The sequence below is a fragment of the Myxococcus sp. CA040A genome, from assembly GCF_013336725.1.
In the GTDB taxonomy this organism is placed as follows: Bacteria; Myxococcota; Myxococcia; order Myxococcales; family Myxococcaceae; genus Myxococcus; species Myxococcus llanfairpwllgwyngyllgogerychwyrndrobwllllantysiliogogogochensis.
This window is the reverse complement of the sequence record NZ_JABUMR010000011.1, coordinates 107,719-132,427: the sequence shown is the minus strand read 5'-3', so window position 1 is coordinate 132,427 and position 24,709 is coordinate 107,719. Positions and strand designations below refer to the sequence as shown.

Sequence of the window (24,709 nt, the reverse complement as noted above, 5' to 3'; positions counted from 1 at the left end):
CCTGTCCAGATGTCTCAGGCTTGGGCGTTCGATTCGCGGAGGGGTCCTGTAGCGTGGGCTTCGTTTGGAGAACAGACTCTGGCTCTTCGGAGTTGCTCCCCCGCGGTTCATAGGCATCCAGCGCTTCCTTGATGGCGAAGCCCACCACCACGACACCAACGACGACTACCGTGCCCACGACAATCTCGGGAGCCGCCAAGATACAGAGGCCGACTCCCAAGGTAACCGTGCCAGCCGAGGCAACGGTGCATCTTCCAGCCCGGTCGTTGAAACGGATCCGGTCATGGTCGAGGGCTGGATAGCACCGCTCCGCCAGCACGGGCCAAGGCTGGGAGGCCTCACCGACGACGCACCGGCCCTCGTCACGCCACGGCAGTTGTGCTGCTCGCCGCAGGTTGGCGATCCGCGGGTTCGAGGGCTCGCGCTCTCTGGAACCTGGCGCCGATGCGGCGCACGCCGACAAGAAGAGCAGAAGTGCGGTGCCGGCGATGAGACGCATGGCTACGTCCTTTCAGGCTGGCCCGGGTACCGCAGGTCAACAAGGTCCCTTGGAGTATGCCAGCACTTGATAAGGACGAGAGGCCTCTGTCGCCCTGGGATGGGCGATGAGGTTCTCGAGAGCGCCATCGGCGGAGTGGGTGGCCTACGGAGTCAGGCTGCTGGTCTCCGGGTAGAGGCGCGCGGCGCCCTGGAAGGGCGCGAGAACACGGTGCTCCTCGCGTCCCGCCACGGCCAGCGCCCACAGCGGGAAGACGCGCAGATAGGCGTCGTAGTGGATGGCGCAGGTGCGATTGAAGACGCCCGCCCGTGGCTCTGGTGGCCATCGGCCGTCACCGTCCTGTCGCGCGCGCAGCCACGACACTCCCCGGCGAGTGGCCTCCGATTCGCCCTCTCCGGCGGCCATGAGTGACAGCAGTGCCCACGAGGTCGTCACCGCGTGTCCCGTCGGCCCGTCCACCCAGCGACGCTCGCGACAGCTCTGGACGGTCTCACTCCAGGAGCCGTCCTCGCGCTGATGGTCTTCGAGGAAGCGGACCGCCCGGCGCAGCGCGGGGTCTCCAGCCCGGACGCCACCGGCCACGAGGCCCGTCACCGCGAACCACGTGCCATAGCTGAAGCACACTCCCCAAGCGCCCTCCCAGCTTCCGTCCGGCCGCTGCGTGCGACGAAGGAAGTCCACGCCTCGTGTGATGGCTCGACCCACAGGCGCCGAGGGGTGTGCCCGGCGCCACGCGATAAGGGCCTGGACACAGGCGGAGGTGCACTCCACGTAGCTTGCGTCCACCATGATGCCGGCGAACACGTCCGAGGGATTGAGCCGCTCCAGCCAGCGAGGGCCTCGCATGCGTTCATAGGTGGCCCAGCCTCCGTCGCGATTCTGGAGCGAGAGGATGAACTCCACGGCCTGCGCCAGTCGCTCGCGAGGCACGCGGTTGAGCCCCAGCGGCTCCAGCAGCAGACACGCCTTCAGCGCCTCCGCGGTGCAGTCACTGATGGGCCAGCCGTGGGCGCGCGTGCTGAAGGGCCAGCCCCCCCGGCTCGGGTGTCGGTAGTTGGGCGCGGCGCGAGGCGAGTCTTCCAGCACCTGCTCGGACTCGAGGAAGCGCGCGGCTCGCGAGAGGGTGTCCCGTGCTTGCGCGTCGCCCGACGCCACCAGCGCCTGGACCGCGAACGCGGTGTCCCAGAGCTGCGAGGAGTTGTAGCCATTGAACGTCACGCCTTCAGTCGTGCGCTGGAGGTAGTCCGGCAGTTGCTCCAGGTGGGCGCGCACCTCGGGGCCATCGGGTCGGGCGATGTGCCAGACCACGGCGTTGAGCACCTTGTTGATGGGCCCGATGCAGATGGAGTGCGTGGCCTCGTCCTCACCGCGAATCAGCTCCAGTGACTCCTCCAGCGCGCGGGCGCGGAGCCGCCTGGAATGAAACCGCTCATGAATCCCGAGCACGCGGTTCACCGCGCGCAGCCACGCACTGCGCGGAGTGTAGGCATCGGTGGCGGCCACCCTGTTTCGCGCCGCCTTCCAGTCCACGTCCTCATAGGGCAGGGGATACAGCTCGCGACGCAGCGCGGCCAGCAGGGGCGTCTCCGTGGCGCGCGCCCGGCGGCCATAGAGCCAGCCCATGGGCAGGTACACCATGCGGCAGTGGCACCACAGCCGCGATGGATGGAACGGCAGCGCGCGCGGCAACAACCACAGCTCCGGCGGCGTGGGGGCAAGCCCGTCGTATTCGTAGAGGCCCAACAGCGCGAGGATGAACTTGCCCCAGGAGCCGCTGCCCAGCGGCCCACCGCGTGGGAGGAACCAGGCCCGCGCGCGCAAGAGGCCCGGGTCATCGGCGTCGATGCCCAACAGCCGCAGCGTCACGTAGTTGAGCACCGTCGTGAAGACGAGGCTCGGTGACTCCACGTCCAGTCCCCAGCCTCCGTCCGCGTTCTGGTGATGGCGAAGGTAGGCGAGCAAACCCTCGCGGGTGCGCGTGTCCGGAGCACGTCCCATCACATACAGCCCGGCCACATACACCGGGCTCAAGAAGAGAGGCCCGCTGTAGTCTCCCTTCCAGGAGCCATCCGCCTCCTGGGTCCGGGCAAGCACGTCGCGGGCCCGCTGAATCATCTCACCGCCTCCACCCCCTGAGCGGCTTGCGAGCAGTCCACGTAGAGCGCTCGCAGCGCGGAATCCGACGCCACTCGCTCCTGCGTGAGCAGCATCAGCGTGCGCACCGCATCCCGACCGAGCTTCACCGGCGTGGGGTCGAACACCGCGGGATTCCCCTCCACCACGTTGAGCGTCAGCACCGCGAAGAAGAGGGGATACAGACAGAACAGCCGGAGGCCGGGCTCCTCGGGCGGAATCGCCAGGGAGTACTCGAGCGCTTCATCCAGCTCGCGGCGCGCCACCTCCACCAGCTCCGAGTGCAGCGCCATCGCTCGCGCGCGGTGGCTCGGCAGCGCGAGCGTGGCGGGCTCCAGGCCGTAGGCGGCCATCCGGTCCAGCGGCAGCCAGCACCTTCCGTGGTCAAGGTCCTCGCGCACGTCCTTCAAGATGTTGGTGAGCTGCAGGGCCCTGCCGAACGCGGTGGCCCTCGGTTCGAGCAGGGCCTGACGTGGCGGCGTGACGAGCGGCGAGTAAGCGATGAAGAGTCCGGTCAGCATCTCGCCCACGACCCCCGCCACGCAGTAGCAATAAGCGAAGCTCGCCTGGAGGTCGGGCAACCCCACGACGGGCCCGTCGCCTCCGTACCTCCGCTGAATCTGGTTCATCCCGTCGGTCATGATGCGCACACACCGCGCGACGTGGGGATGGACCCAGGAGGGGAGCGAGGCCAGGGTCTTCAGCACCGTGGACGTCCCCGCGACCAATTCGACTTCCGCCTCGGGGGCGGACGCTCGCAGTGCGGCACCTGCCCGACGAGCAAAGGCCTGAGCGCGGCCTTCCCAACCCGGCTTCAGCTCCACGAGGCTCGCCAGCTCCTCGAACAGCGCCTCCTGGAACGGCAGGCGGGCTTCATCCTCCAGCGTGTCCGCGATGCGGCACAGCAGGTAGGCCACCGTGACGGCGAGGTCCAGGGGCTCGGGCAGCAAGGGGATGTTCAGCGCGAACGTCCGGGAGACCCGGGGTAGCACCGTTCGGCAGAACGACTCTTCCAGAGCAACCATGGCTTCCTCCACTGCGTCATGTCGTGTCCATGACTAGTTGTTGCGTCATGGGGGTGGCCTGCGTGCGGGATGTCGACGTGGTGATTGCGGGGGGCGGCCCCGCGGGGTGCGCGGTGGCGGCGGCGCTCGCCGAGCTGGGGCTGTCCGTCCTGCTGGTCGACGCGGGCGTGGACCGCCACAAGCAACTCTCCGGCGAGCTGCTCCACCCCACCGGGGTGCGTGACTTGCGCAGTCTCGGCTTCGGTGACGTCGTGGACGCGTGGACCTCGCAACCCGTGCGAGGCTTCGCGGTCCTCTTCTCCGCCCCCGAGCGCACCGTCGTCCTTCCCTATGGACACGGCGCCACCGGGGTGTCGCTGGAGCACGCCACGCTCACCGTTCCCCTGTTGGAGGCGGTGGCCCGGCGTCCTGGCGTCACCCTTCAGGCCCACTCTCGCGTGACGGCCGTGGAGCAGAACGACGCGCACGGCGTCCGTCTTCGCTTCTCCCACGACGGCGTCGAGCACACGGTGCGCGCCCGACTGCTGGTGGCCGCGGACGGACGCGCGTCGCCCGTCCGGAGGATGCTGGGCATCGTCGAGCGCTTCACGCGCATCTCCACCATGCTGGGCGTCACCGTGAACAGCGCCTGTCTGCCCCACCCCGACCATGGACATCAGTTCGTTGGCGGCTCCGTCTACGCGCTGGCCTACGCCATCCAGCCCGGTGTGGCGCGGGTGATGGTCGACCTTCCCTTGGGCAGCACCGCGGCGACGTTGAAGGCCCGGCCGGAGCTGCTGCGCACGCTGCCCCCCGCGCTGCGCTCGGAGATTCTCCAGTCGCTGAAGGGGCCACTGGCTCCGCGCATGGCGTCCAACGACGACCGGCTCGCGGAGACCGTGCGGAGGGGGAGCGCAGTGCTGGTGGGCGACGCCGCTTCGTGTTGCCATCCCCTCACCGGCAGCGGCATGGCCTCGTGCTTCCACGATGCGCGCGCGCTCCAGGAGGCGATGCGCCGCCACCCGGAGGACCTCCCTCGCGCGCTCGAACGCTACGCACGGGAGCGGCGGCCGGCCCAGCGCACCCGTGTCGCGCTGGCCTCCGCGCTCTACGACGCTTGCGCCGGTCAGGACGAAGGCATGCGCGCGTTGCGCCTGGGATTGCTGCACTACTGGGAGCACAGCCCGAGGGGCGCCAGCGCCTCCATGGCCCTGCTCGCCTCCGAGGAGTCGCGCATGCGGGTGATGGCGCGCGAGTACCTGTGCGTCGTCGGCCATGGCCTGGTGGCGATGCGCTCGTCGCGCCGTCAGGAAGGTCGCCTCCGAGCCACCGTGCCGTTGCTGCGCTCGGTCGGACCGCCCCTGAGGGATGCCGTGGCGAGCACGGTGGAGCAGGTGGGGAGCTGGTGGCATCGCCGCGTCCGCCGTCCCGTCTACACGCTGGCCCGCTCGGGCTGGGTGTCACCCAGGCGCGCCTTCGCATCCAACTGATAGCTCCGGCCTCGCCAGTCCACCTCGCGCGACAGCCGCGCGGACAGCGCCACGCCCGCGCCCAGCAACGGCAGCACCGCGGGCACCCAGTAGTGCCGAGGGGCGATTCGCGGCCCGTTGAAGGCCCGCTGGAGTCGCAGCTGGCTCCACACGGAGAAGCCAATCGGCAGTGACGCCAGGGCCGCATGTCCCCAGGCCCGTCGCGTGACGGCCGCCGCCAGCCCTCCCCACGCAAGCCAGCCCATCACCCCGCGTATCCAGTTGGGGCGCGCGAAGTTCCAGGGCAGGCCCGCCTCCGAGAAGAGGACCCAGCGCCGGAAGATGCGCAGGAACTCGCGCAGCTCCAGTTGTCCCGTGACGATGCGCAGGGGCGCATGGATGACGCGGTTCTTCCACCCGACCTCGTGCAGCTTGCGCCCCAGGTACATGTCATCCACGAACTGACCGGCGGCACACCCCACGCCGCCGATGGCCTCGAGCGCTTCGCGGCGGAACACCATCAACTGCCCCATGATGAAGGGCAGCGCGCCGTCAGGCCCCGCCGCGCGCGCGACCGACGAGCCGTACCAGGCATTCACCAGGAGCCCATAACCCACGTCACCCGCGAGGGGCTCCTCCGCCGCCGCGTAGATGGGAGCGAACGTCGCGCCCGTCAGTGCATCCTCCAGCAGCGCGCCCACCAGCGCAGTGAGCACGCCGGGCGCGGGCCGCGTATCCGAATCACTGAAGGCCAGCAGCGTGCCCCGCGCGCGCGCCACGCCCATCTGCATGGCGTTGAGTTTTCCCGTCAGTCCCGGGGGCGGCTCGCCCGCCACGAGCAGCTCCACCCGCTTCGCGCCCGTCGGGTAGGTGGCGAGCTCCTCCCGGGTGACGGCGAACGCCGGGTCCTCCTCGCTGTCGAAGACGAAGAGCACCTCCCACTCACCGGGGTAGTCCAAATCCAGCAGCGCGCGGACGTTCTGCCGCGCCTCCACATCCAGTCCCCGGATGGGACGAATGATTGTCACCGAGGGCGGCTCGAACTTCCTCGGGGACGGGGCTGGACGCCGTCGCAGGCCGGCCATCAATCCCCGATGCCCGTGGACCAGCACACCCAGCGCCGCCGCTCCCGCCGCGACCCACGCCATGTCTCGCGTGTTCATGGCCTCACCTCCGTCCCCTCGCTCCGCGCATGCGGATGCCCATGGTGGCCAGGCCCCCACCAGTTCAGGTCCCCCATCAGTCGCATCATCGCGGGGACGATGAGCACCCGGACCAGCGTCGCATCCAGCGCCACCGCGATGGCCATGCCCAGCCCCATCGCCTTCACCACCACCACCGACGCCAACGCGAAGGCCGCGAAGACAGCCACCATGATGGCCGCCGCGCTGGTGATGAGCCCGCCGGTCTGCTCCAGCCCCTCCGCGACCGCGTGGGTGTTGTCACCCGTGCGCAGCCACTCCTCTCGGATGCGGCTGAGCAAAAGCACCTCGTAGTCCATGGACAGACCGAACAAGGCGCAGAATAACAGGATGGGCAGGGACGGCTCGATGGGCCCGGGCTCGAAGCGCAAGAGCTGGTGCAGGTGCCCCTCCTGGAAGATCCAGACCAGGGCCCCGAACGAGCCCGCCAGCGAGAGCAGGTTCATCAACAGGGCCTTCAGGGGCAGCACCACCGAGCGCAGGAGCACGAAGAGGACGATGCACGTCATCCCCATTACGAAGCCCACGGCCGCGGGCGTGTGATGCCGCACGAAGGCCGTCGCATCCACGTCGGTGGCGGTCTGCCCGCCCACGAGCAGTCGTCCCTCTCCCACCGAGCGGTCCGCGCGCAGCGCCTTGACCAGCTCCCGCGCCTCACGACTGCTGGGGGGCGCGGACGTCAGCACCTGCAGCACCGCCACGTTGCCCGTGAGGTACGCATCCCGCGCGACGCGCAACTCCGGGGGCAACATCTCCGCGGGCGCGGCGGCCAGTTGTTGATAGGCGGCCTTGTCCATGCCGGGCGACAGGTCCACCGCGCTCTCCACGCCCACGACTCCGGGCAGCGACGCGAACCGTCGGCTCGCGTCGTAGAGGGCGGAGGCCCGCTGCGGTGTGAACGGGTCACCCGACGGAAACTCCACCGCCACCAGCACCCGTGTCGCGGCCTCGCGTGGGAATAGCCGGGCCAGCGTCTCCGCGCCCTGGCGGGCTTCCGTGTCGGGAGGCAGCGCGGTGATGTCCGTGGCCGCCAGCTCCAGGCGCCGGAACGGCAGCCCCATGGCCAACAGGAGCGCGAGCGTGGGCAGCAGCACGAGCCAGGGATGTTTCATCACCCACGTGGCCAGCGCATGCCACATGCCACCGCGCCCCGTGGAACGGCCGAAGGGCAGCCGTCCCTTGTCCACCCTCGGCCCCAGCCAGGAGAGCAGCGCGGGCAGGACCGTGAGCGCGAAGAGCACCGCGAAGGCCACGACGAGCGCGCCGCCCAGTCCCATGGCGCTCAGGTACGAGCCACGAAAGAAGAGCAGTCCCGCCAGTCCCACCGTGACGGCCAGTCCGGAGAACGCCACCGCGCGCCCCGCGGTGTCCAGGGTGCGCGTCAGCGCCTGCTCCGTCGTCAGTCCTTGCGCGAGCTCGCCTCGGAAGCGGCTCACGATGAAGAGCGAATAGTCGATGGCCACGCCCAAGCCGATGAGCGAGACGACGTTGAGCGTGTACTGCGCCATGTTGGTGACGCGCGAGAGCAACAGCACGCCCGCCACGCCACAGAGGACAGCGAGCCCGCCCACCACCAGCGGCAGCATGGCGGCCACCACCGTCCGGAACACCCACAGCAACACCAGCAGCGCCAGCGGGAAGGAGATGAGCTCCGCGCGCAGCAGGTCATGCTCCAACAACTGGTTGAGCGCGGCGAGGAAGGCCACCTTGCCGGTCAGCGTCGTGTCGAGGCGCGGGTCCTCCACGGCGGCGCGCACGGCGGGGAACGCGGCGGTGGCCTCGCGCTCACCGCCCTTGAGCCGCACCAGGGCCAGCAGGTCGTGGCCGGTGCGAGACACGAAGCGTGCGCGCAGCGCTGGCGGGGCGCCCACCGGTGACACCACCGATTCGACCTCGGGCAGGCGCTGTACTCGCGCGAGGACGTCCGCCACGGCTTTCGTGAAGCGTGGCTCGTCCACCGTCCAGGCGTCGTGGTGGAAGATGACCGCCAGCGTCTGGTCCGTCGAACCCGCGGCGGCGGGCCGGGCCAGCGCCTCCGCCTTCGCGGCTTCGATGCCGTCGATGGTGCCGGTGGTGAGGTGCCCTCCCTGGAGCAGCACCCAGATGGCCAGGACCAGGAACACGACGGCGCCCCCCAACACTCCGCTCCGGTGCCGGTGCACACCCCTGGCGAGCCGGGCGAACAGGGTGGGTGACGCTGTCGCGTCGCTCATGGCGCGGGGACTTCCTGGAACGATGCGAGGATTTCGCGCGCCGTATCCACCTTGACGCTGCCGCGCTCCACCAGCAGCAGTGCCACCTTCTCCACGTCCACGCCGCGCGCGCCCGCCGTCACCGCGACGCACCGGGCATGCAGCGCCATGTGCCCCTTCTGGATTCCCACCGAGCCCAGCGCGCGCACCGCCGCGAAGTTCTGCGCCAGCCCCACCGCCGCGAACACCATGGCCAGCTCTCGCACATTGGTGACGCGCAGGAGCTTGAGCCCGAGCTGCGCGCCGGGGTGCACCTTGATGGGCCCGCCCACCATGCCCAGCGCGAGCGGCAGCTCGATGCGGCCCACCAGGTGGCCCTGCTCCAGCGTCCAGCGGGACAGCGGCCCGTAGCGGCCCCCTCGGCACGCATAGGCATGCGCGCCCGCTTCGATGGCCCGCCAGTCCTGGCCCGTGGCGATGGCCACCGCATCAATCCCGTTCATCACGCCCTTGTTGTGTGTCGCCGCGCGGTAGGGGTCCGCCTCCGCGAAGCGGCTCGCCTGGAGGATGCCCTCGGCGATGTCCTCACCCGGCAGGCCGAAGTCCGCCAGCGCCGCCAGCGGGATGCGACAGGAGGCCCGCGCCAGTCGCTGGTCGGCGAGGTTGGACAGGATGCGCACGAAGACGCGGCCGCCGGTGAGTTGCTCGATGAGCGGCGCGACACCCTCCGCCATGGTGTTGATGAGGTTGGCACCCATGGCCTCCTTCGTGTCGACCAGCAGGTGGACGATGAAGAGCGGCTCGCCCTGGGGCCCTTCGGGCGCGGGGAGGATGCGCACCTGCACGTCGCGCGCTCCACCGCCTCGCCGCTCGAGCGCGGGGTGGAAGCTGTTGGCGAGGGCGAGCAGGTGCTCCCGCCCCGCCAGCAGCCGCGAGCGAGCGACCTCGGGCGTGCCGTAGCGGGTGAGCTGCACCTGGCCAATCATCATCGAGGCATCCGCGTCGGCGGTGAATCCGCCCGCCTCGCGCACCACCTTCGCGGCGAAGGACACCGCGGCGACGACGGACGGCTCCTCCACGGCCATGGGCACCAGGTGGTCGCGCCCGTTGACGGTGAGGTTCAGCCCCAGGCCCAGCGGCAGGGCGAACACGCCCACCGCGTTTTCGATCATCTGGTTGACGACGTCGAAGGTCGGCGCGCCCAGCGCCCTGAGCACCTGCAGCTCCTCCGGTGAGACATCTCCGCGCAATGCCAGTTCCCGCCAGCGCTCATCCACGGTGCGGCGGTGGAAACCTGGCAGGCGAGAGGACAGTGTGCCCGGTTGGACTTGCGGCAATCCCTCGTCCACCACTTCCGACATAGACGCCCCCCATTGCTCTGCCCGTCAATCACCATGGGAACTGGTGATGACCGACGGCGTTGGGCAGGGGCCCTGGGGCTTTCGGACGTCGCGAGGTCCAGGAGCGGACGGCGTGGCCCGCGTCTGTGGACACCTGGGCCTTTGCGTCGCGTGCCTGCCCCTCCCTCGGGTGCGAGCGTCGTGCTCAGTGGGCGAGCATCAGCCACGCGCCCACGAGCAGCATCCATCCGAACACGAGCGACTCCACCGTTCGCTGGATGAGTCCGCGCACGGGTGACTCGAAGGACAGCGCGACCATGCCGAGCAGGACGAGCTTGCCCACCGCGCCCGTCAGCGTGGAGAGCGACGCCAGCGCGGGCAGGTCCTCGAACACGCGCTGCAGTTCGATGAGCCCGCCGCCCGCGCCGAAGTAGCCCAGCCCGGCGACCAGGTTGTGCATCTGGTTCTTCCAGGTGCCCCAGAACGGCGCGCCCTCGTCGCAGGGGAACACCGCCGCGCCCACGTAGCTGACTCCCAGCAGCGACAGCAGCGCGAGCCCGGTGATGACGTCTCCATTCGGCGCGAGCTGTGTGTTGAGCACGGCGGAGAAGCCCATGACGGCGAGCCCCGCGGGCGCGAAGCCGAGCCACGCCACCCGCTTCGCCTCGGGAGCCCCCGACGCGCCCAGCTCGCTGATGGTGTGGCGCAGGTGGCTGTAGCCGGGACGCCGTCGCGCGAACCACCACGGCGGCAGGGCGGTAAGCGTCGTGGCGAGCAGGGCTGCGAGGAAGACCCCAGGGTTCATGCGCTTATTCCAAGGGGGCAGGGGGCCCGGAGAAAGGGGATTCGATGGGGGTAGCCCCACGCCCGGGGCGTCGTCAGATTGCAGGGGCTTACGCCATGAGGAGGGCGTCATGTCGCATCGCAGCCGACTCTCGGGCTTCATCATCGATTGTGAGACCGGGGACATGCGGTCCGCCGCCACCTTCTGGGGCCAGGCGCTGGGCCTCCGGGTGGGCGAGCACGAAGTCGAGGGTGGCGCCGAATACGTGGGCCTCCAGGACACTCCAATGGGGCTGCACGCCGCGCTGCAGAAGGTCTCCCACCCTTCGCGCATCCACCTGGACATCGAGGCGGACGACCAGGACGCGGAGGCTGCGCGCCTGGAGGCGCTGGGCGCCCGGCGCATCGGCTGGGTGAAGCGCTGGTGGGTGATGGAGGCGCCCACGGGCCATCGCTTCTGCATCGTGAAGATGAACAACCCGGACCAGGGGCCGCCACCCACCGTCTGGGGCTGAGTCCCGTCGCGGTGAGCCTCGGGGATCAGAGCGCTCCGGCCACACTGGCGCGCAGGCGGCGGAGCCCCTCGTCGATGCCGTCCGCTGTGAGCGCGCCGTAGCCCAGCACCCAGCCATGGCGCGTTGGCGCGCCGGCGAAGTACGGGGAGAGTGCCTCCACTCCGACACCCGCGGCGCGTGCCTGCCCCGTGAGCGCCTTCTCCAGCCGAGCGCCACCCCGCGCGAAGGTCGCGCACAGGTGCAGGCCCGCGACGGAGGGCAGCAGGCGGAGCCCGGAGCCAAAGTGGCGCGTGAGCCCTTCGGTGAGTCGCGCGTGCCGGTGCTCGTACTCGCGCCGCGTCTTGCGCAGGTGACGGGCCAGCAGGCCGGTGTCGATGAAGCGCGCGAGGACCGCCTGAGCGGGGAGCTGGCTGTGGCTGTCCGCCACCTGCTTCGCCAGCCGCAGCTCCCGCCGGAGTGACGGCGGCGCGACGAGGAATCCCAGGCGCAGCCCGGGCAGCAGCACCTTGGAGAACGAGCCGACGTAGAGGACGCGCCCGGAACGGTCCAGGCCATGGAGCGTCTCGAGCGGCCTGCCGCCGAAGCGGAACTCGCTGTCGTAGTCGTCCTCGATGACCACCGCGTCGCGCTGGCGGGCCCAGTCGAGCAGCGCGAGTCTTCGCGCCGGTGACATCACGATGCCGAGCGGAAACTGGTGGGACGGCGTGACGTAGACGAGGCGCGCGTCGTCCGGCAGTGCGCTCACGTCGAGTCCTTCCGCGTCGACGGGAACGGGCACGACGCGCGCTCCCAGCGACTGGAACAGGAGGCGCGCGGGTGGGTAGCCCGGCTCCTCGACGGCGACGCAGTCTCCGGGCTCCAGCAGGACGCGCCCGATGAGGTCGAGCGCCTGCTGGGCACCGTGGGTGATGAGCACGTCCGTGGCGTCGGCGCGCACGCCGCGCGACACGCCGATGTGGCGCGCCACGGCCTCCCGCAGCTCGGGCTGTCCGGACGGGTCCATGTAGGCCGCCGTCATCGCCGAGGCGCGCAACTGCCTCGCCATCAATCGGCGCCAGGTCTCGAACGGAAACAGCGCGGCGTCCGGGATGCCGACGCGGAAGTCATGGCGCGCGGGGGGCTCGGGCGGGCGAGGGGTGGGCAGCTCGCTCCAGATGGCCCGAGGGCGCAGCTTCACTCCGGCGGAGGCCCTGCCTCGCGGGGCGTGCTCCCGAGGCGGCTCCTGGACGATGCTGCCCGCACGGCTGCGCCCCGCGAGCAGCCCCTCCGCGCCCAGCCACTCGTAGGCGACGCTCACCGTGTTGCGTGACACGCCCAGCCGCCGGGCCAGCTCGCGCGTGGGCGGTACCCGCTCTCCGCCGCGCAGGCGACCGTCGAGAATCTGCGCCCGCAGGCCCCGATAAATCTGCCCCGCCAGGTCCCTGCGGTCCTTGAGGTCGACGTGAAGGTCCATGACAGGGACCTCCATAGATTGGCCCAGTGAGATTCGTCAAACCTGGACCTGTCGGCGGGCCATGGGAGGAGCACCCTGCCGGCACTTCTCAACCGAACCCTGGAGCCCCCATGAGCCCCGCTGCCCAGTCCCTCACGTCACACCCCGTCGACCCCGCGCGCATGCCCTGGATTCCCATGGGCCCGCCGGGCCTCTCCTTCAAGCCGCTGCGCTTCTTCCGGGACGGCTCGGGCTGGATGTACATCTTCCGGCTGGAGCCCGGCACCCTGATTCCCCGTCACCGACACACGGGCGAGGTGCATGCCGTCAACCTCTCCGGGACGCGCAAGCTGCTCGACACCGGCGACGTGGTGGGACCCGGTGGCTACGTCTACGAGCCGGCGGGCAACACCGACAGCTGGATGGCCATCGGTGACGAGCCGGTCGTCATCCTCATCACCGTGCGCGGCGCCATCGAGTACCTGGACGCCGAGGGCCGGGTCACCAAGAGCGTCGGCTCCGCCGAACGGCTGGAGACCTACCGGCGCTGGTGCGAGGCGAACGGCGCGGAGTTCCTGGCCACCCTCGAGTGACGCCGTCAGTGGTGGAGCTGCGCCTCCACCGTGTCCAGCACCTCGCCGCCCTCGCCGGTGAAGACGAGCTTCGTCATCGCGAGGGCGAAGCCCGCCACCTGCTTCGCGGTGACCCGGGGAGGCATGGAGAGCGCGTGCGGGTCCGTGACGACGTCGACGAGGGCGGGCCCCGGGTGTGAGAGGGCTCGCTCGAAGGCGCCGCGCACGTCCCCGGGGGCCTCCACGCGCTGCCCCATGACGCCTACGGCCTCCGCCAGCTTCGCGAAGTCCGGATTCACCAGGTCCGTCTCCGTGTCCGGGTAGCCAGACACCTGCATCTCCAGCTTCACCATGCCGAGCGAGCTGTTGTTGAAGATGACGACCTTCACGGGCAGGTCGTACTGCGCCAGCGTGAGGAAGTCGCCCATCAGCATGGCGAAGCCGCCGTCCCCGGACATGGAGATGACCTGCCGGTCCGGGTACAGCAGCTGCGCGCCAATGGCCTGCGGCAGCGCGTTGGCCATGGAGCCGTGCGTGAAGGAGCCGATGATGCGCCGCTCGGCGGTGGCGCGCAGGTAGCGGGCGGACCACACGTTGCACATGCCCGTGTCCACGGTGAAGACGGCGTTGTCGGCCGCCACCTCGTCGAGCAGGGCGGCCACGTACTCCGGATGCAGGGGGCGGTGCGAGCCGACGTTGCGCACGTGGGTGTCCAGCTTGTGCCGCGCCTTGGCCAGCTCCTCCAGTGCATTCTCCAGATGGCGCCGGTCTTCCTTCTGCTCCAGCCGGGGAAGGAGGGCGCCCAAGGTCTCCCGGATGTCGCCGCAGACGCCCAGGTCCAGGCGCGAGCGGCGTCCCAGGTGCTCTGGCCGCACGTCCACCTGGGCGATGTGGGGCTTCACGGGCATGAACACGTCGTAGGGGAAGTCGGTGCCCAGCAGCAGGAGGACATCACACGCGTGCATGGCTTCGTACGCCGCGCCGTAGCCCAGCAGGCCCGTCATGCCCACGTCGTAGGGGTTGTCGTACGCCACCCACTCCTTGCCGCGGTACGCGTGGCCCACGGGAGACTGGAGCGCCTTGGCCAGCGCGAGCACCTCCGCGTGGGCACCCTTGCAGCCGCTGCCGCAGAACACCGTCACCCGTGAGGCGGAGTTGAGCAGCGCGGCCAGCCGGTCCAACTCCGCGTCGGCCGGGCGGACCACGGGGAGCGCGGTGGAGAAGCTGGAGGGGACGTCCTCGCCCGCGTCGAGCGCGGCGATGTCTCCGGGAAGCACCACGGCGGATACGCCGCCTTTCGCCAGCGCCGTCCGCGCGGCGAGCCGGAACAGGCGCGGGGCCTGCTTGGGGTTGGACACCATCTCGCAGAAGTGGCTGCACTCGCGGAACAGCAGCTCCGGGTGCGTCTCCTGGAAGTACGAGGTGCCAATCTGCTCGCTGGGGATGTGAGAGACGAGCGCGAGCACCGGGGCGTAGCTGCGATGGGCGTCATAGAGCCCGTTGATGAGGTGCAGGTGGCCCGGTCCGCAGCTCCCCGCGCACACCGCGAGCTTGCCGCTGAGCTGGGCCTCGGCGGAGGCGGCGAAGGCGCCGGCCTCTTCGTGCCGGACGTGGACCCACCGCAGCTTCCCCTGGCTGCGGCGCACGGCGTCGGTGATGGGATTGAGGCTGTCGCCGACGACGCCGTAGATGCGCTCGGCACCCGCGTCGATGAGCGTCTGGACGAGCGCATCCGCCACACTGGAGTGACTCATGCGAGTGAAGCTGGGGGGCGCCCGGCTTCCGGGCAACCCGAGTCAGCAGGTGAGCAGGCACTCCGCTGGCCGCCCTGGACGCGGGAGGGCATCCCGCGTCAGGCGTCGCGATTACTTCTTCGGCGCTTCCACGCCGTTGGCGGTCCAGACGTAGTGCTGCTGCCAGTTCCCACCGATGCCCACCCCTTCACCCCGGTCGTGATTGGGGACGAGGTACTCCGGCAGGCCCGCCTTCTGGAAGCTGTCCGGCACGCGGGTCCCCGACTGGAAGTGGGCCTTGTTCGACACCGTGTACTCCAGGTTCGGCTTGCCCGTCTTCTCGTCGATGCCGGTGCACTTCACCTGCGTGTGGTACGAGCCCATGAACCACTCCAGCGACGTATAGGCCCCCTGCTTGTCGTCCTTCGCGGACTCGCTGCCTTCCTCGGCCGTCCCCGGGCCCGTGAACTTGTAGAGCCCCGCGTTGTAGTCCGGGTGGTTCACGTCGTTCGGCGAGAACGTGTCGCCCACTTTCGGGTTCGGGAACTTCTCGAAGAACGCGTCCGTCACGGCCTGCTGGTGCGGGCGGCCGGCGAGGTCCTCCGTGTACGCGTTGTCGCGCACGGTGACGACGTCGACGCCGCCCTCCTTGGTCCAGGTGCCCAGGTCCTTGGGCTTCTCCTCCAGCAGCCACGTGCTCCACAGGCCCGGCCAGTCCGCCTTGAGCTCCTGGCCCGTCACGGGGTCCTTGGTCCGGTTGATGCCGTTGAGGTCCACGTCCGCCAGCTTCTGGAGCTTGTCCGTCACGCCGGAGTCCTTGCCCAGCACCACCTCGGAGCCCTTGGCGAGCACGTCCATGCCCTTCTCGGTGCCACTCAGCAGCAGGTCCGTCGCGCCGCTCGGCAGCAGCTTGTCCGCGCCTTGGTAGGCCACCCGCAGGCCCGTCTGGAGCGCGTCGCGCGCCAGGTCCTTCGGGTCCGGGAGCACCTGCTTCAGCTTGTCCGTCACCGGATTGTGCTTCACCACCTCGAACACGTCCTTCGAGGTGTCGACGACCGTGTTCTTCGCGTCCTTCGCCTTGTCGACGACCGCGTCCTTCGCGTCCTTCGCCTTGTCGACGACCGCGTCCTTCGCGTCCTTCGCCTTGTCGACGACCGTTCTCTTCACATCGCTGAAGCTCGGGACTCTAAAATTCATGACAGGCCTCTGGGGGGTGTGGGGGCCGGCAGCAAATGACCTACAAAAGAGTTATCGGTCCCTCCCTTCCGCGGTTTCTTGGGGGCTGAGATATCCCTGACTCACCCTCGGTGAGGGATAGAACGGCCAGCCCCTAACGGGGTGCGTCAGCGACAAAGGTCGGTTCGAGGGGCTGGGCGTACGTGAGCCTCCAGCGTGGAGCGGGGCGGCACACTGGGGGACTCACGGGACGGGACGACGGACCTGGACGGTGCTCCAGCTCACTCGTAACAGCTGCTGGCGACTTCCCGCAGCTCGACGATGCCCCACTCACTGGCGGGACACGCGTGGGCATATTCCAGGGCCTCATCGCGCGTCTTGCAGTTGAGGAGGAAGAAGCCGCCGATGATTTCCTTCGACTCGGTGAACGGGCCGTCGCTCACCGTGCGCTTGCCCCCGTAGTTCTCGATGCGCACCGCGTGGTCATCGGACTTGAGCGCCTCGCCCGTCACGAGCACGCCATTGGTCCGGAGCTTCTCCTGGAAGGCCATCATCCGAGCGTAGGCGGCCTGGCCTTCATCGAGTGGCCGAGCCTGGCGCTTCCCCGGGGCCTCCATCATCAGCAGCATGAATGACATCGCGCTCCCTCCTTTTGAGAGCCGCGACTCTACGCCAGCCCCGTGACACGCCGTCGAGCCACCGAAGGTGCGTTGCTCGCTCTCCATCGCTTGCCCGCCAGTCGCACGGTGCGTTTTTCATTCGGGCGGACCGCGCCGCTTTCCCCTGTCCGGTATCCGACGGGAGTGGACCGCCGCCGCACCATGGGTGAGAGAGGACCGCGCGCCACTCTGGGTGTGCCTCGGTGGTTGACCCCGCGCGTCGGAGAGGGGAGCGTGCAGTGCGATGAGTGCCGGCCCCGACCTGTTCTCTGCTTCCGTCGATGTGAATCGCTTCGCTCCCCTCGCGGAGCGGATGCGTCCACGCACGCCCGATGAGTTCATCGGACAGTCCCATCTGCTCGGCCCGGGAGGTCCGCTGCGCCGGTTGATGGAGCGCAAGCAGATTGTCTCCTCGCTGTTCTGGGGCCCGCCTGGCGTGGGCAAGACGACGCTGGCGCGCATGCTGGCCTCCAGCGTCGACGCGGAGTTGGTCATCCTGTCGGCCGTGTCGGATGGCATTCCCCGCATCCGCGAAGTCGTCGCGGAGGCCGAACGCGCGCGCAACCAGTACTCGCGCCGGACGGTGCTCTTCGTGGACGAAATCCACCGCTGGGCGAAGAACGTCCAGGAGCAGGCGCTGCCGCACGTGGAGAGCGGCCTGCTCGTCCTGCTGGGCGCGACGACGGAGAACGTCAGCTTCGAGGTGCGCCCCGCGCTCGTCAGCCGGTGCCGCGTCTTCCAGCTCCAGGACCTCACGCTCGCGGACATCCAGGGCGCGCTCCAGCGAGCACTCACCGACGAGAAGCGCGGCCTGGGCAAGCGCAAGCTGACCGTGGGAGAAGACGCACTCGCGCTGCTGGCGAGGGGCGGGGCAGGGGACGTGCGCAAGGCGCTGGGCGCGCTGGAGATGGCCGCGGGGCTGACGGCGGACGGTGGCGAAATCAACGTGGACACGGCGCGCGAGGCGGTGGGCACGGGGCTCGCGCGGCACGACAAGGATGGAGACCAGCACTACGACCTGCTGAGCGCGCTCCAGAAGTCCTGCCGGGGTTCCAACGCGCAGGGCGCCATCTTCTGGGCCGCGAAGCTGCTGCAGACAGGGGACGTGGTGTCGCTGTGGCGCAGGCTCAAGGTCATCGCCGTGGAGGATGTGGGCATGGCGATGCCGGAGGCCATCACCATCGTCCGCGCGTGCGAGGAGAGTTTCCACTCCACGGGCATGCCGGAGGGGCGGCTGTTCGTCGCGCATGCCGTCGTCACGCTGGCCACGGCGCGCAAGAGCAATCGCGCCTATGCGGCGATGAACGCCGCGCTCGCCGCGCTGGAGGAGCACCCCAACGCGGCGCCGCCGCTGCCGCTGCGCAACGCGCCCACGGACTTGATGAAGGAGCTGGGGCACGGCAAGGGCTACACCCCGCCCTGGGACTTCAAGGACCACTACGCCCCGGGGCAGACCTACCTGCCCCCGCCGCTGGAGCGCTCCGTCTTCTACCGCCCGAGCAAGGAAGGCTACGAGGCGGAGATCCACGAGCGCATGAGTCACTGGTGGCGCGAGGACAAGGCCAGCCGGGGCGAGTAGGGCCCGGGCTACTCCTCCCTGTCGCGCGCGGCTTGCGCGAACTCCAGGAGGTCCCCGCGCTCCCAGTAGGAGGGCGGCGGGGGCCGCGAGCGGCCTTCCTGCCGGAGCACGTGGTTCTCCAGCTCGTCATCGAAATACCAACCGCACTGCCCTCTCACCCGGGCGTCCAGGAGCCTCGCGAGATCTTCCGGGGTCCCCAGACGATTGAGGGCCCAGGCCGCCTCGTTCGCTTCGTCCGAAGCCGGAGGCGCGCCGAACCCGCCGATGTCCCCAGGGCCCGGTGGAGTCTCGAGCGCCCGGTACAGCAGCGAGCGGCTGGCCTCGGCATCCAACACACCCAGCCATCGAATCGCCTCGGAACGCAGGGTCGCCCCGGGAGACTCGTCGACGGCCACCAGGCGCAGCGGCTCGAGCCACTCATGCAGTCCCTCTCTCACCAGCCCCGCGGCCGCGTTCAGCCTCACCCTCGGGGAATCGGAGCGCGCGAGGAACGTGAGCCGGTCCCTCCAGCCCGCTCCGGATTCTCCCAGGCCCATCAGCCCTTCCATGGCGAGGAGCTGCCCGTGCACGTCCTCGTCGCGCAGCCATCTCAGGAACAGGGGCCTGTCCTCGGGCCGGGGGTGTCTGGCCGCGAGTTGGTGGGCTCTCATCACGAGCGGCAGATTGTCCGGGTAGGAGACCGCGGCGAATGTCCAGCGGAGCGCGGCGGCCCGGTCCCGCGCGAAGAGCTCCATGAGCAGCGCTCCGCGTGCCTCGACATCCACGTCGAACGAGCAGAGCAGCTCATACAGGAGCGGCCGTGCCGCGCCCCATTCACCCAGCACCTTCACTGCGCGCCCGAAGGGCTCCGGGCGCTCGACGATGTTCGCGCGGTTCACGACCAGCGCCAGGCTCTCCGCGAGGACCACCTTGCGCAGGGCGCGCGACAGTCCCTCCGTGCCGAGCGCCGCGTGCAGCTCCCGCAAGGGGAGCAGGAATTCGGCCACGGCCCGTTGGTGGAGCTCCGGATGGGAGGTCAGCAGTCGCACCTGCTCGGCGGGCGACAACCTGGGAAGGACATGCCACTTCAGGTGGTCGGTCGGCCAGTTGCGGGCCCATTGCGTGAGCAGGTCCCACATGCCGGGGCGGTTCCGGCATTCGAGGGCGACGAATCCATTGAGCTCGTGTCCTCGGTCGCCTTGCTTGTCGAGGTGATGGCGGTCCTCTTCCCACCACTTCAGGAACAGCCATTCCATGAGAGAGGGGGTGAGCGCGCCCGGTCGTTGGTCGTGGAGGATTCTCGCGCGCGTGTCTGGCGTCGCCGCGCTCAGGACGTCCCTTGCGAGCTCCTCGGAGTCCTCGTCGAGCCCCGCTTCGCAGAGCACGCTGGACAGGGTGAAGGTCGGGCCCGGTTGCCTGCTCAAGAGGTCGTCGCCCTCGTATGAAGGGGTCCGCCCCGCGAGCCGGGAGAACTCCTCTCGTGACAGCTTCAGCCATGGGGGACGCCAGTGCGCGAGGCGCATCACCGCGTCTCTCACGTCGTAGGTCTCTCGCGGGTCCAACAGCACCGAGCGAAGCAGGGACTGATGCTGTCCGGCTGTATCGAGCCGTCCGATGAGCCGGACGAGTCGCTGGCGGACCCACTTGTCGTGAAGGGGAGTGCTTCGCAGCAGGGACACGAGTTGCGCGCAGAGATTCTCGCGCGAGGACCACACCACTCTCGGACTGGAAACCACGGTGGACGCCGCGTTGGGACCGGGGGGCGAGGCCGGCTGCGTGGTTGCAGAAGTCAACGAAAAGCTAGCCCGTGTGGGCGCCCCTCGCAACCCACGGCACACTGTGGCCGTTGGACACCTGTCGGCCTTGAGAGGCTTTCGCGCTCGGGCGCGGGCCGTCCTTGCATCGGCGGACGAGGGTGCTCTATTCCGCCGCGTGACGGTCTCCGAGAATCATCGTGCCATCGAAGCGGTCTGGAGGATTGAGTCCGCTCGGCTCATCGCCGGCCTGACGCGCATGGTGCGCGACGTCGGGCTCGCCGAGGAACTCGCCCAGGACGCGCTGGTCGCCGCGCTGGAGCGCTGGCCCACGGCCGGCATTCCGGACAACCCGGGCGCGTGGTTGATGGCCACCGCCAAGCGACGCGCCATCGACGAGCTTCGTCGGGGCAAGCGCCTGGAGCGCAAGCACGAGGAGCTGGGCCACGAGTTGGAGTCGGACCAGGCGCACGGCGCCCCGGACCTGGACGCGGCGCTCGACAACGACGTGGGCGACGACCTCTTGCGCCTCATGTTCATCGCCTGCCATCCCATCCTCTCGACGGAGGCGCGCGTCGCGCTCACCTTGAGGTTGCTCGGGGGCCTGACGACGGACGAAATCGCGCGCGCCTTCCTGGTGCCATCCCCCACCGTCGCCCAGCGCATCGTCCGGGCCAAGCGCACGCTCTCCGAGGAGAAGGTGCCTTTCGAGCTGCCCCGGGGCGAGGAGCTCGCGGTCCGTCTGTCGTCGGTGCTGGAGGTCATCTACCTCGTCTTCAACGAGGGGTATTCAGCGACGGGGGGAGACGACTGGATGCGGCCGGAGCTGTGCGCGGACGCGCTGCGGCTGGGACGCATCCTCGCGGAGCTGGCCCCCCAGGAGCCGGAGGTCCACGGCTTGGTCGCGCTGATGGAAATCCAGGCGTCGCGCTCGCGGGCCCGCGTGGGGCCCAACGGTCAACCCGTGCTGCTGCTCGAGCAGAACCGCGCGCAGTGGGACCAGCTCCTCATCCGCCGTGGGCTCGCGGCGCTGGAGCGCGCGGAGAAGCTGGGCGGGGCGCAGGGGCCGTATGCGCTGCAGGCCGCGCTCGCCGCCTGTCATGCTCGGGCGCGGCAACCGGAGGACACGGACTGGGCGCGCATCGCGTCGCTGTACGCGGTGCTGGTGCGGCTCACGCCGTCGCCCGTCATCGAGCTGAACCGCGCGGTGGCTCTGTCGATGGCGTACGGCCCCGCCGCCGGGTTGGCGGTCGTCGACACGCTGACCGCGGAGCCTTCGCTCGCCAGCTACCACCTGCTGCCCAGCGTGCGCGGAGACCTGCTGCGGAAGCTGGGTCGCTTCGACGAGGCACGCAAGGAGTTCGAGCGCGCCGCCTCGCTCACTCGCAACGCACGCGAACAGACGCTGCTCCTCGACCGCGCCGCGGCCTGCGCTCGCAAGGAGGCATAGTCGCGCCAGGCTCGCTCGCACCTGCGTGACGCGGGACCTCCGCCTGAGGCTCGAAGTAGCGGGACGCGAGCACGTGCTCCGCGCGAGGGTGACGCAAGGGGGGCCGTCGGCGGCACACGTACTCTCGTGGAAATCTTTCACGGCCCCTGGAGCCGAAGCGTTGACGGGCATGCTCAAGCCCTCGCTTCGTCCCTCGCCAGGCGTGGGTGAGGGTCCGCCGGGGGTTGTCGCCGTGGGAGTTGGACTACCCTGCGCGCATGTGCCGGAACATCAAGCCCCTGTTCAACTTCTCGCCTCCCGCCACGGATGACGACATTCGCGCGGCGGCCCTGCAGTTCGTCCGGAAGATCGCCGGGACGCGCAAGCCGTCGAAGCAGAACGCGGATGCGTTCGAGGTGGCCGTCGAGGAAATCTTCCGAAGCTCGAAGCTGATGCTGGACGGGTTGGTGGCGACGACGCCCCCGAGAGACAGGGTGCGGTTCGAGGCCCTGAAGAAGCTTCGCTACAAGAAGGCCGACGCCGCCGGCTGAGTCCCGCCCGCGAGTCCTGGCCGCTGACCGACTGTTTCCACGCAGTGCACACGGCGCATGGGGCCGAGGCCGGCCCTTGCGCTCGGAGGTCGTCCGATGAAGCGGTCCTCGTGGTGGTCTGTCGTTGCCGTTGCCTCGCTGCTCGCAGTGGGCTGTGGAAGTGAGAGTCCGGAGACCTCGCTGGGAGAGGAGCCCGCGAATACCGCCACCGGGGCGCTCGCATGCAGCACGCGCATCACCTACGGAGACCGCTGGATTCATCCCTCGGGCCACCCCGGGAATGAAGACGTCGCGGCGGACCTGGTGACGTGGGATGGCGTCTGCGTCAACGAGGGCACCAACTCCTACGCCGTGCTCTCCAACGGCTGGAAGCCGTACTTCACGGGCAACAACGCCTGTGTGCTCGCGCTCGACACCACCTGTCCTGGCGCGGGGGCTTGTGCCACGCGAGTGACCTACGGCGCCGCGTGGATGCACCCGGCGAATCACCCCGCGCAATACGACGACGTAGGCGGGCGTGTGTTCTGGGACAGGGCTTGTGTGAATGCGGCCCCCAACTCCTACGCCGTGCTGTCGAACGGCTGGGGGCCCTACTTCAGCGGAGCGAATGCCTGCGGCATGTCCATGCGCTACACGGGCTGCGGCGGCCTGTACCAGAACCCCGTCGTCGCCTCGGACTGCGCGGACCCGGGCGTCATTCATGACGGCACTCGCTACGTGGCCGCGTGCACCTCGGGGGGCGCCGCGAGCGCCTTCCCGCTGCGCGTCTCCACGGACCTGGTGACGTGGACGGGCGCGGGCTCCATCTTCCCAGCCGGGAGTCGGCCGTCATGGGCGACCGGTGACTTCTGGGCGCCGGAAATCCACCGGGTGGGCGGACGCTTCATCGCGTACTTCACCGCGCGGCACTCGAACGGAAAGCTGTCCATTGGCGCGGCCACGTCCACCAGCGCCACCGGGCCGTTCACGGACCTGGGCCGGCCCCTCATCCACGACGCGGGCATGGGGATGATTGACGCGACATTCTTCACGGACACCGCCGGGACGGGGTACCTCGTGTGGAAGGCGGATGGGAACGCGGTGGGCCAGCCGACGCCCCTCTACGGCCAGGCGCTCTCCGCGGACGGACTGTCGCTGGTGGGAACCCGGCGCACGCTCATGACCAACAACCTCGCCTGGGAAGGCGGCGTGGTGGAGGCGCCGTGGGTCGTCGCGCGCGGCGGCTACTACTATCTCTTTTACAGTGGTAACGCGTACTACAACAGCACCTACGCCGTGGGAGTCGCCCGGGCCACCAGTCCGCTGGGGCCGTACACCAAGGCGGGCGCGCCCATCCTCACGACGGGAGGCGGCTGGGTGGGACCGGGCCACAACTCCGTGGTGAACGGACCGGGCGGCGACACGTACATGGTCTACCACGCGTGGAACAGCGCTCACACCGCGCGGGTCATGCTCGTGGACGCCATCACCTGGCCCAACGGTTGGCCCGCGGTGCCGGAGGCGCCCTCGGCGGGTTCGCGTCCCCGGCCGTAGCCTTGGGAGAGCTCGAGGGGGGCACGGTGCGCCGTGCCCCCTTCCGGCGTCAGGACATCCCGGCGGAGGTGTTGAGCGAGGCCTCGGGGGCCTCGACCTTCTGGGGCCCCAGGGCGGAGCGCTGCAGCCAGCCCGCGAGCCCGAGCAGCACGAGTCCGGATGTCCGCAGCGTGCGCAGCAGCTCCGCGCCATGCGCCGCGTCGCCGGGGAGCAGCGGGGCCAGCCACACGCGCGCGTCGTACAGCAGCCACGTGGCGCCGGACAGGCCCATGGCCCACCACACCCAGGCGAGCCGTCCACCGCGCAGCATGTACGCGACGCTCAGGATGGGGGCGACCAGGAAGATGGTCGTCATGTCCGCCAGCGTCGACGCCAGGCTGATGACCGCCGAGGGCGCGGAGTTGACGCCAGAGGCGAGGTTGCGCACCTCCGTGACGAGCGAGGGGATGCCCACCGCCAGCGCGGCGATGGCCGTCACCGCCCACAGCGCCTTCGTGCGAGGGCTGGAGGGAGGCTGGAGGCCCGACTGCCGGTAGGTCATCGCCAGGAGGACCAGCGCGTAGGTGGTGGCGATGTTGGCCAACACCACGGCGACCATGCGGTAGGGCAGCAGCGGCGAGGCCGTGAAGGCGACGTCCGGCACCGTGTGCAGCCAGTAGCTGCGCAGCGCCGCGCTGACCAGGGACAGGGCTGCCCCCGCCGTGAGTCCGCCCCACACCTTGCGCAGGTAGTCCCCGGAGACGAACGCGCTCGCCGCGGCGAACGTGCCGGCGACGGCGAGCAGTCCGCTCACCCATCCCGCGACGTCATGCACCAACGCCAGCCGCTCGGGCGCCGCCGTCGCGACGGCGAAGAGGTGGGCGAACTGGAGCACCACCACGGCGCCGAACCACGGTGCGACGGAGGTGGAGCGACTGGAAGCGGAAGCGGGGCTCATCGCGCCTTCTCCAGCGAGGTGGCGATTTCCGCGAGGATGACCTTGGCGTGCAGCGCGCCAATGAAGGTGTTGAGCATCGGCTTGAGGCCTTCGAGCAGTTGCGGGAGTTCCTGGAGCGTGACCTGCTCCGGCGGGCGCTTCAGCGCGCGCAACGCCGCCGTGTGGATGGCCATCTTGGCGGTGAAGCCTCCGAGCAGGGGTTCGAGGTGACGCACGAGAATGTCGTGCCAGCCAGCGG

General features: G+C 69.8%; 20 protein-coding genes. 7 read left to right on the top strand and 13 right to left on the bottom strand.

The window, feature by feature from the left end; all coding sequences use genetic code 11:
- Positions 1 to 643: 643 nt before the first annotated feature.
- Positions 644 to 2,614: a 2,3-oxidosqualene cyclase gene (locus HUA75_RS39055; RefSeq protein ID WP_174489352.1), complete on the bottom strand. Its 1,971-nt coding sequence runs from the start codon at positions 2,612 to 2,614 to the stop codon at positions 644 to 646.
- Positions 2,611 to 3,657 (bottom strand): squalene/phytoene synthase family protein, encoded by a 1,047-nt coding sequence (locus tag HUA75_RS39050; protein ID WP_174489351.1) that lies wholly within the window; start codon positions 3,655 to 3,657, stop codon positions 2,611 to 2,613. Before HUA75_RS39050 ends, HUA75_RS39055 begins: the two co-directional genes overlap by 4 nt.
- A gap of 47 nt (positions 3,658 to 3,704) precedes the next feature.
- On the opposite strand from HUA75_RS39050, the gene HUA75_RS39045 reads away from it, so the two are divergent.
- Positions 3,705 to 5,126 (top strand): NAD(P)/FAD-dependent oxidoreductase, encoded by a 1,422-nt coding sequence (locus tag HUA75_RS39045; RefSeq protein WP_217446486.1) that lies wholly within the window; start codon positions 3,705 to 3,707, stop codon positions 5,124 to 5,126.
- On the opposite strand, the gene HUA75_RS39040 is transcribed toward HUA75_RS39045, so the two are convergent.
- From HUA75_RS39040 to HUA75_RS39025, 4 genes are all read right to left on the bottom strand, one after another.
- Positions 5,069 to 6,268 carry a glycosyltransferase gene (locus HUA75_RS39040; RefSeq protein WP_174459265.1) on the bottom strand — a complete coding sequence of 400 codons (1,200 nt, stop codon included), beginning with the start codon at positions 6,266 to 6,268 and terminating at the stop codon, positions 5,069 to 5,071. The two genes, HUA75_RS39045 and HUA75_RS39040, sit on opposite strands and share 58 nt — an antisense overlap.
- Positions 6,265 to 8,520: an MMPL family transporter gene (locus HUA75_RS39035; protein ID WP_174489349.1), complete on the bottom strand. Its 2,256-nt coding sequence runs from the start codon at positions 8,518 to 8,520 to the stop codon at positions 6,265 to 6,267. The genes HUA75_RS39040 and HUA75_RS39035 overlap by 4 nt, the downstream gene beginning before the upstream one ends.
- The gene (locus HUA75_RS39030; RefSeq protein WP_141644670.1) at positions 8,517 to 9,860 is read right to left on the bottom strand and encodes a hydroxymethylglutaryl-CoA reductase, degradative; all 1,344 of its coding nucleotides are present in this window, start codon (positions 9,858 to 9,860) and stop codon (positions 8,517 to 8,519) included. Before HUA75_RS39030 ends, HUA75_RS39035 begins: the two co-directional genes overlap by 4 nt.
- 184 nt (positions 9,861 to 10,044) lie before the next feature.
- Positions 10,045 to 10,644: a DUF998 domain-containing protein gene (locus HUA75_RS39025; RefSeq protein WP_174489348.1), complete on the bottom strand. Its 600-nt coding sequence runs from the start codon at positions 10,642 to 10,644 to the stop codon at positions 10,045 to 10,047.
- Between the two features lie 109 nt (positions 10,645 to 10,753).
- Here HUA75_RS39025 and HUA75_RS39020 point away from each other — a divergent pair, with 109 nt between their 5' ends.
- Positions 10,754 to 11,137: a VOC family protein gene (locus tag HUA75_RS39020; RefSeq protein ID WP_174463286.1), complete on the top strand. Its 384-nt coding sequence runs from the start codon at positions 10,754 to 10,756 to the stop codon at positions 11,135 to 11,137.
- A gap of 25 nt (positions 11,138 to 11,162) precedes the next feature.
- Here HUA75_RS39020 and HUA75_RS39015 read toward each other — a convergent pair whose 3' ends face one another.
- A complete protein-coding gene (locus tag HUA75_RS39015; protein WP_174459260.1) occupies positions 11,163 to 12,590 on the bottom strand; it encodes a PLP-dependent aminotransferase family protein in 1,428 nt (475 codons plus the stop codon).
- Positions 12,591 to 12,700: 110 nt separating this feature from the next.
- Here HUA75_RS39015 and HUA75_RS39010 point away from each other — a divergent pair, with 110 nt between their 5' ends.
- Positions 12,701 to 13,162: a 2,4'-dihydroxyacetophenone dioxygenase family protein gene (locus tag HUA75_RS39010; protein WP_174463284.1), complete on the top strand. Its 462-nt coding sequence runs from the start codon at positions 12,701 to 12,703 to the stop codon at positions 13,160 to 13,162.
- A gap of 5 nt (positions 13,163 to 13,167) precedes the next feature.
- Here HUA75_RS39010 and poxB read toward each other — a convergent pair whose 3' ends face one another.
- The 3 genes from poxB to HUA75_RS38995 form a co-directional block, all read right to left on the bottom strand.
- Complete coding sequence (gene poxB / locus HUA75_RS39005) at positions 13,168 to 14,895, bottom strand: ubiquinone-dependent pyruvate dehydrogenase (RefSeq protein ID WP_174489347.1); 1,728 nt, start codon at positions 14,893 to 14,895, stop codon at positions 13,168 to 13,170.
- Positions 14,896 to 15,006: 111 nt separating this feature from the next.
- The gene (locus HUA75_RS39000) at positions 15,007 to 16,041 is read right to left on the bottom strand and encodes a hypothetical protein (RefSeq protein WP_174489346.1); all 1,035 of its coding nucleotides are present in this window, start codon (positions 16,039 to 16,041) and stop codon (positions 15,007 to 15,009) included.
- Between the two features lie 290 nt (positions 16,042 to 16,331).
- Positions 16,332 to 16,688, bottom strand: coding sequence for a YciI family protein (locus tag HUA75_RS38995; RefSeq protein WP_141644677.1), 357 nt, complete (start codon positions 16,686 to 16,688; stop codon positions 16,332 to 16,334).
- 265 nt (positions 16,689 to 16,953) lie between these two features.
- Here HUA75_RS38995 and HUA75_RS38990 point away from each other — a divergent pair, with 265 nt between their 5' ends.
- Positions 16,954 to 18,288 (top strand): replication-associated recombination protein A, encoded by a 1,335-nt coding sequence (locus tag HUA75_RS38990; protein WP_141644678.1) that lies wholly within the window; start codon positions 16,954 to 16,956, stop codon positions 18,286 to 18,288.
- An 8-nt stretch (positions 18,289 to 18,296) separates the two neighbouring features.
- On the opposite strand, the gene HUA75_RS38985 is transcribed toward HUA75_RS38990, so the two are convergent.
- Positions 18,297 to 19,946, bottom strand: coding sequence for a HEAT repeat domain-containing protein (locus HUA75_RS38985; RefSeq protein ID WP_174489345.1), 1,650 nt, complete (start codon positions 19,944 to 19,946; stop codon positions 18,297 to 18,299).
- Positions 19,947 to 20,199: 253 nt separating this feature from the next.
- Between HUA75_RS38985 and HUA75_RS38980 the strand changes: the two genes are divergently transcribed.
- From HUA75_RS38980 to HUA75_RS38970, 3 genes are all read left to right on the top strand, one after another.
- Positions 20,200 to 21,471 carry an RNA polymerase sigma factor gene (locus tag HUA75_RS38980; RefSeq protein WP_141644680.1) on the top strand — a complete coding sequence of 424 codons (1,272 nt, stop codon included), beginning with the start codon at positions 20,200 to 20,202 and terminating at the stop codon, positions 21,469 to 21,471.
- A gap of 257 nt (positions 21,472 to 21,728) precedes the next feature.
- Entirely contained in the window at positions 21,729 to 22,001 is a 273-nt protein-coding gene (locus tag HUA75_RS38975; protein ID WP_174489344.1) for a DUF2277 domain-containing protein, read from the top strand.
- 96 nt (positions 22,002 to 22,097) lie between these two features.
- Positions 22,098 to 23,534, top strand: a complete 1,437-nt coding sequence (locus HUA75_RS38970; RefSeq protein ID WP_174489343.1) for a glycoside hydrolase family 43 protein — start codon at positions 22,098 to 22,100, stop codon at positions 23,532 to 23,534.
- A gap of 49 nt (positions 23,535 to 23,583) precedes the next feature.
- Here HUA75_RS38970 and HUA75_RS38965 read toward each other — a convergent pair whose 3' ends face one another.
- Together HUA75_RS38965 and HUA75_RS38960 are read right to left on the bottom strand one after the other, a co-directional pair.
- The gene (locus HUA75_RS38965; RefSeq protein WP_174489342.1) at positions 23,584 to 24,471 is read right to left on the bottom strand and encodes a hypothetical protein; all 888 of its coding nucleotides are present in this window, start codon (positions 24,469 to 24,471) and stop codon (positions 23,584 to 23,586) included.
- Positions 24,468 to 24,686 (bottom strand): hypothetical protein, encoded by a 219-nt coding sequence (locus HUA75_RS38960; protein WP_141644684.1) that lies wholly within the window; start codon positions 24,684 to 24,686, stop codon positions 24,468 to 24,470. The genes HUA75_RS38965 and HUA75_RS38960 overlap by 4 nt, the downstream gene beginning before the upstream one ends.
- Positions 24,687 to 24,709 lie beyond the last annotated feature (23 nt).

Bases quoted from the DNA above. Each gene is read 5' to 3' on its own strand.
- HUA75_RS39015 (WP_174459260.1), bottom strand. From the start codon at position 12,590: ATGGACCTTCACGTCGACCTCAAGGACCGCAGGGACCTGGCGGGGCAG.
- HUA75_RS39025 (WP_174489348.1), bottom strand. From the start codon at position 10,644: ATGAACCCTGGGGTCTTCCTCGCAGCCCTGCTCGCCACGACGCTTACC.
- HUA75_RS39040 (WP_174459265.1), bottom strand. From the start codon at position 6,268: ATGAACACGCGAGACATGGCGTGGGTCGCGGCGGGAGCGGCGGCGCTG.
- HUA75_RS38995 (WP_141644677.1), bottom strand. From the start codon at position 16,688: ATGTCATTCATGCTGCTGATGATGGAGGCCCCGGGGAAGCGCCAGGCT.
- HUA75_RS38975 (WP_174489344.1), top strand. From the start codon at position 21,729: ATGTGCCGGAACATCAAGCCCCTGTTCAACTTCTCGCCTCCCGCCACG.
- HUA75_RS38990 (WP_141644678.1), top strand. From the start codon at position 16,954: ATGAGTGCCGGCCCCGACCTGTTCTCTGCTTCCGTCGATGTGAATCGC.
- HUA75_RS39050 (WP_174489351.1), bottom strand. From the start codon at position 3,657: ATGGTTGCTCTGGAAGAGTCGTTCTGCCGAACGGTGCTACCCCGGGTC.
- HUA75_RS39020 (WP_174463286.1), top strand. From the start codon at position 10,754: ATGTCGCATCGCAGCCGACTCTCGGGCTTCATCATCGATTGTGAGACC.
- HUA75_RS39010 (WP_174463284.1), top strand. From the start codon at position 12,701: ATGAGCCCCGCTGCCCAGTCCCTCACGTCACACCCCGTCGACCCCGCG.
- HUA75_RS38965 (WP_174489342.1), bottom strand. From the start codon at position 24,471: ATGAGCCCCGCTTCCGCTTCCAGTCGCTCCACCTCCGTCGCACCGTGG.
- HUA75_RS38970 (WP_174489343.1), top strand. From the start codon at position 22,098: ATGAAGCGGTCCTCGTGGTGGTCTGTCGTTGCCGTTGCCTCGCTGCTC.
- HUA75_RS39045 (WP_217446486.1), top strand. From the start codon at position 3,705: ATGGGGGTGGCCTGCGTGCGGGATGTCGACGTGGTGATTGCGGGGGGC.
- HUA75_RS39055 (WP_174489352.1), bottom strand. From the start codon at position 2,614: ATGATTCAGCGGGCCCGCGACGTGCTTGCCCGGACCCAGGAGGCGGAT.
- poxB (WP_174489347.1), bottom strand. From the start codon at position 14,895: ATGAGTCACTCCAGTGTGGCGGATGCGCTCGTCCAGACGCTCATCGAC.
- HUA75_RS39030 (WP_141644670.1), bottom strand. From the start codon at position 9,860: ATGTCGGAAGTGGTGGACGAGGGATTGCCGCAAGTCCAACCGGGCACA.
- HUA75_RS39035 (WP_174489349.1), bottom strand. From the start codon at position 8,520: ATGAGCGACGCGACAGCGTCACCCACCCTGTTCGCCCGGCTCGCCAGG.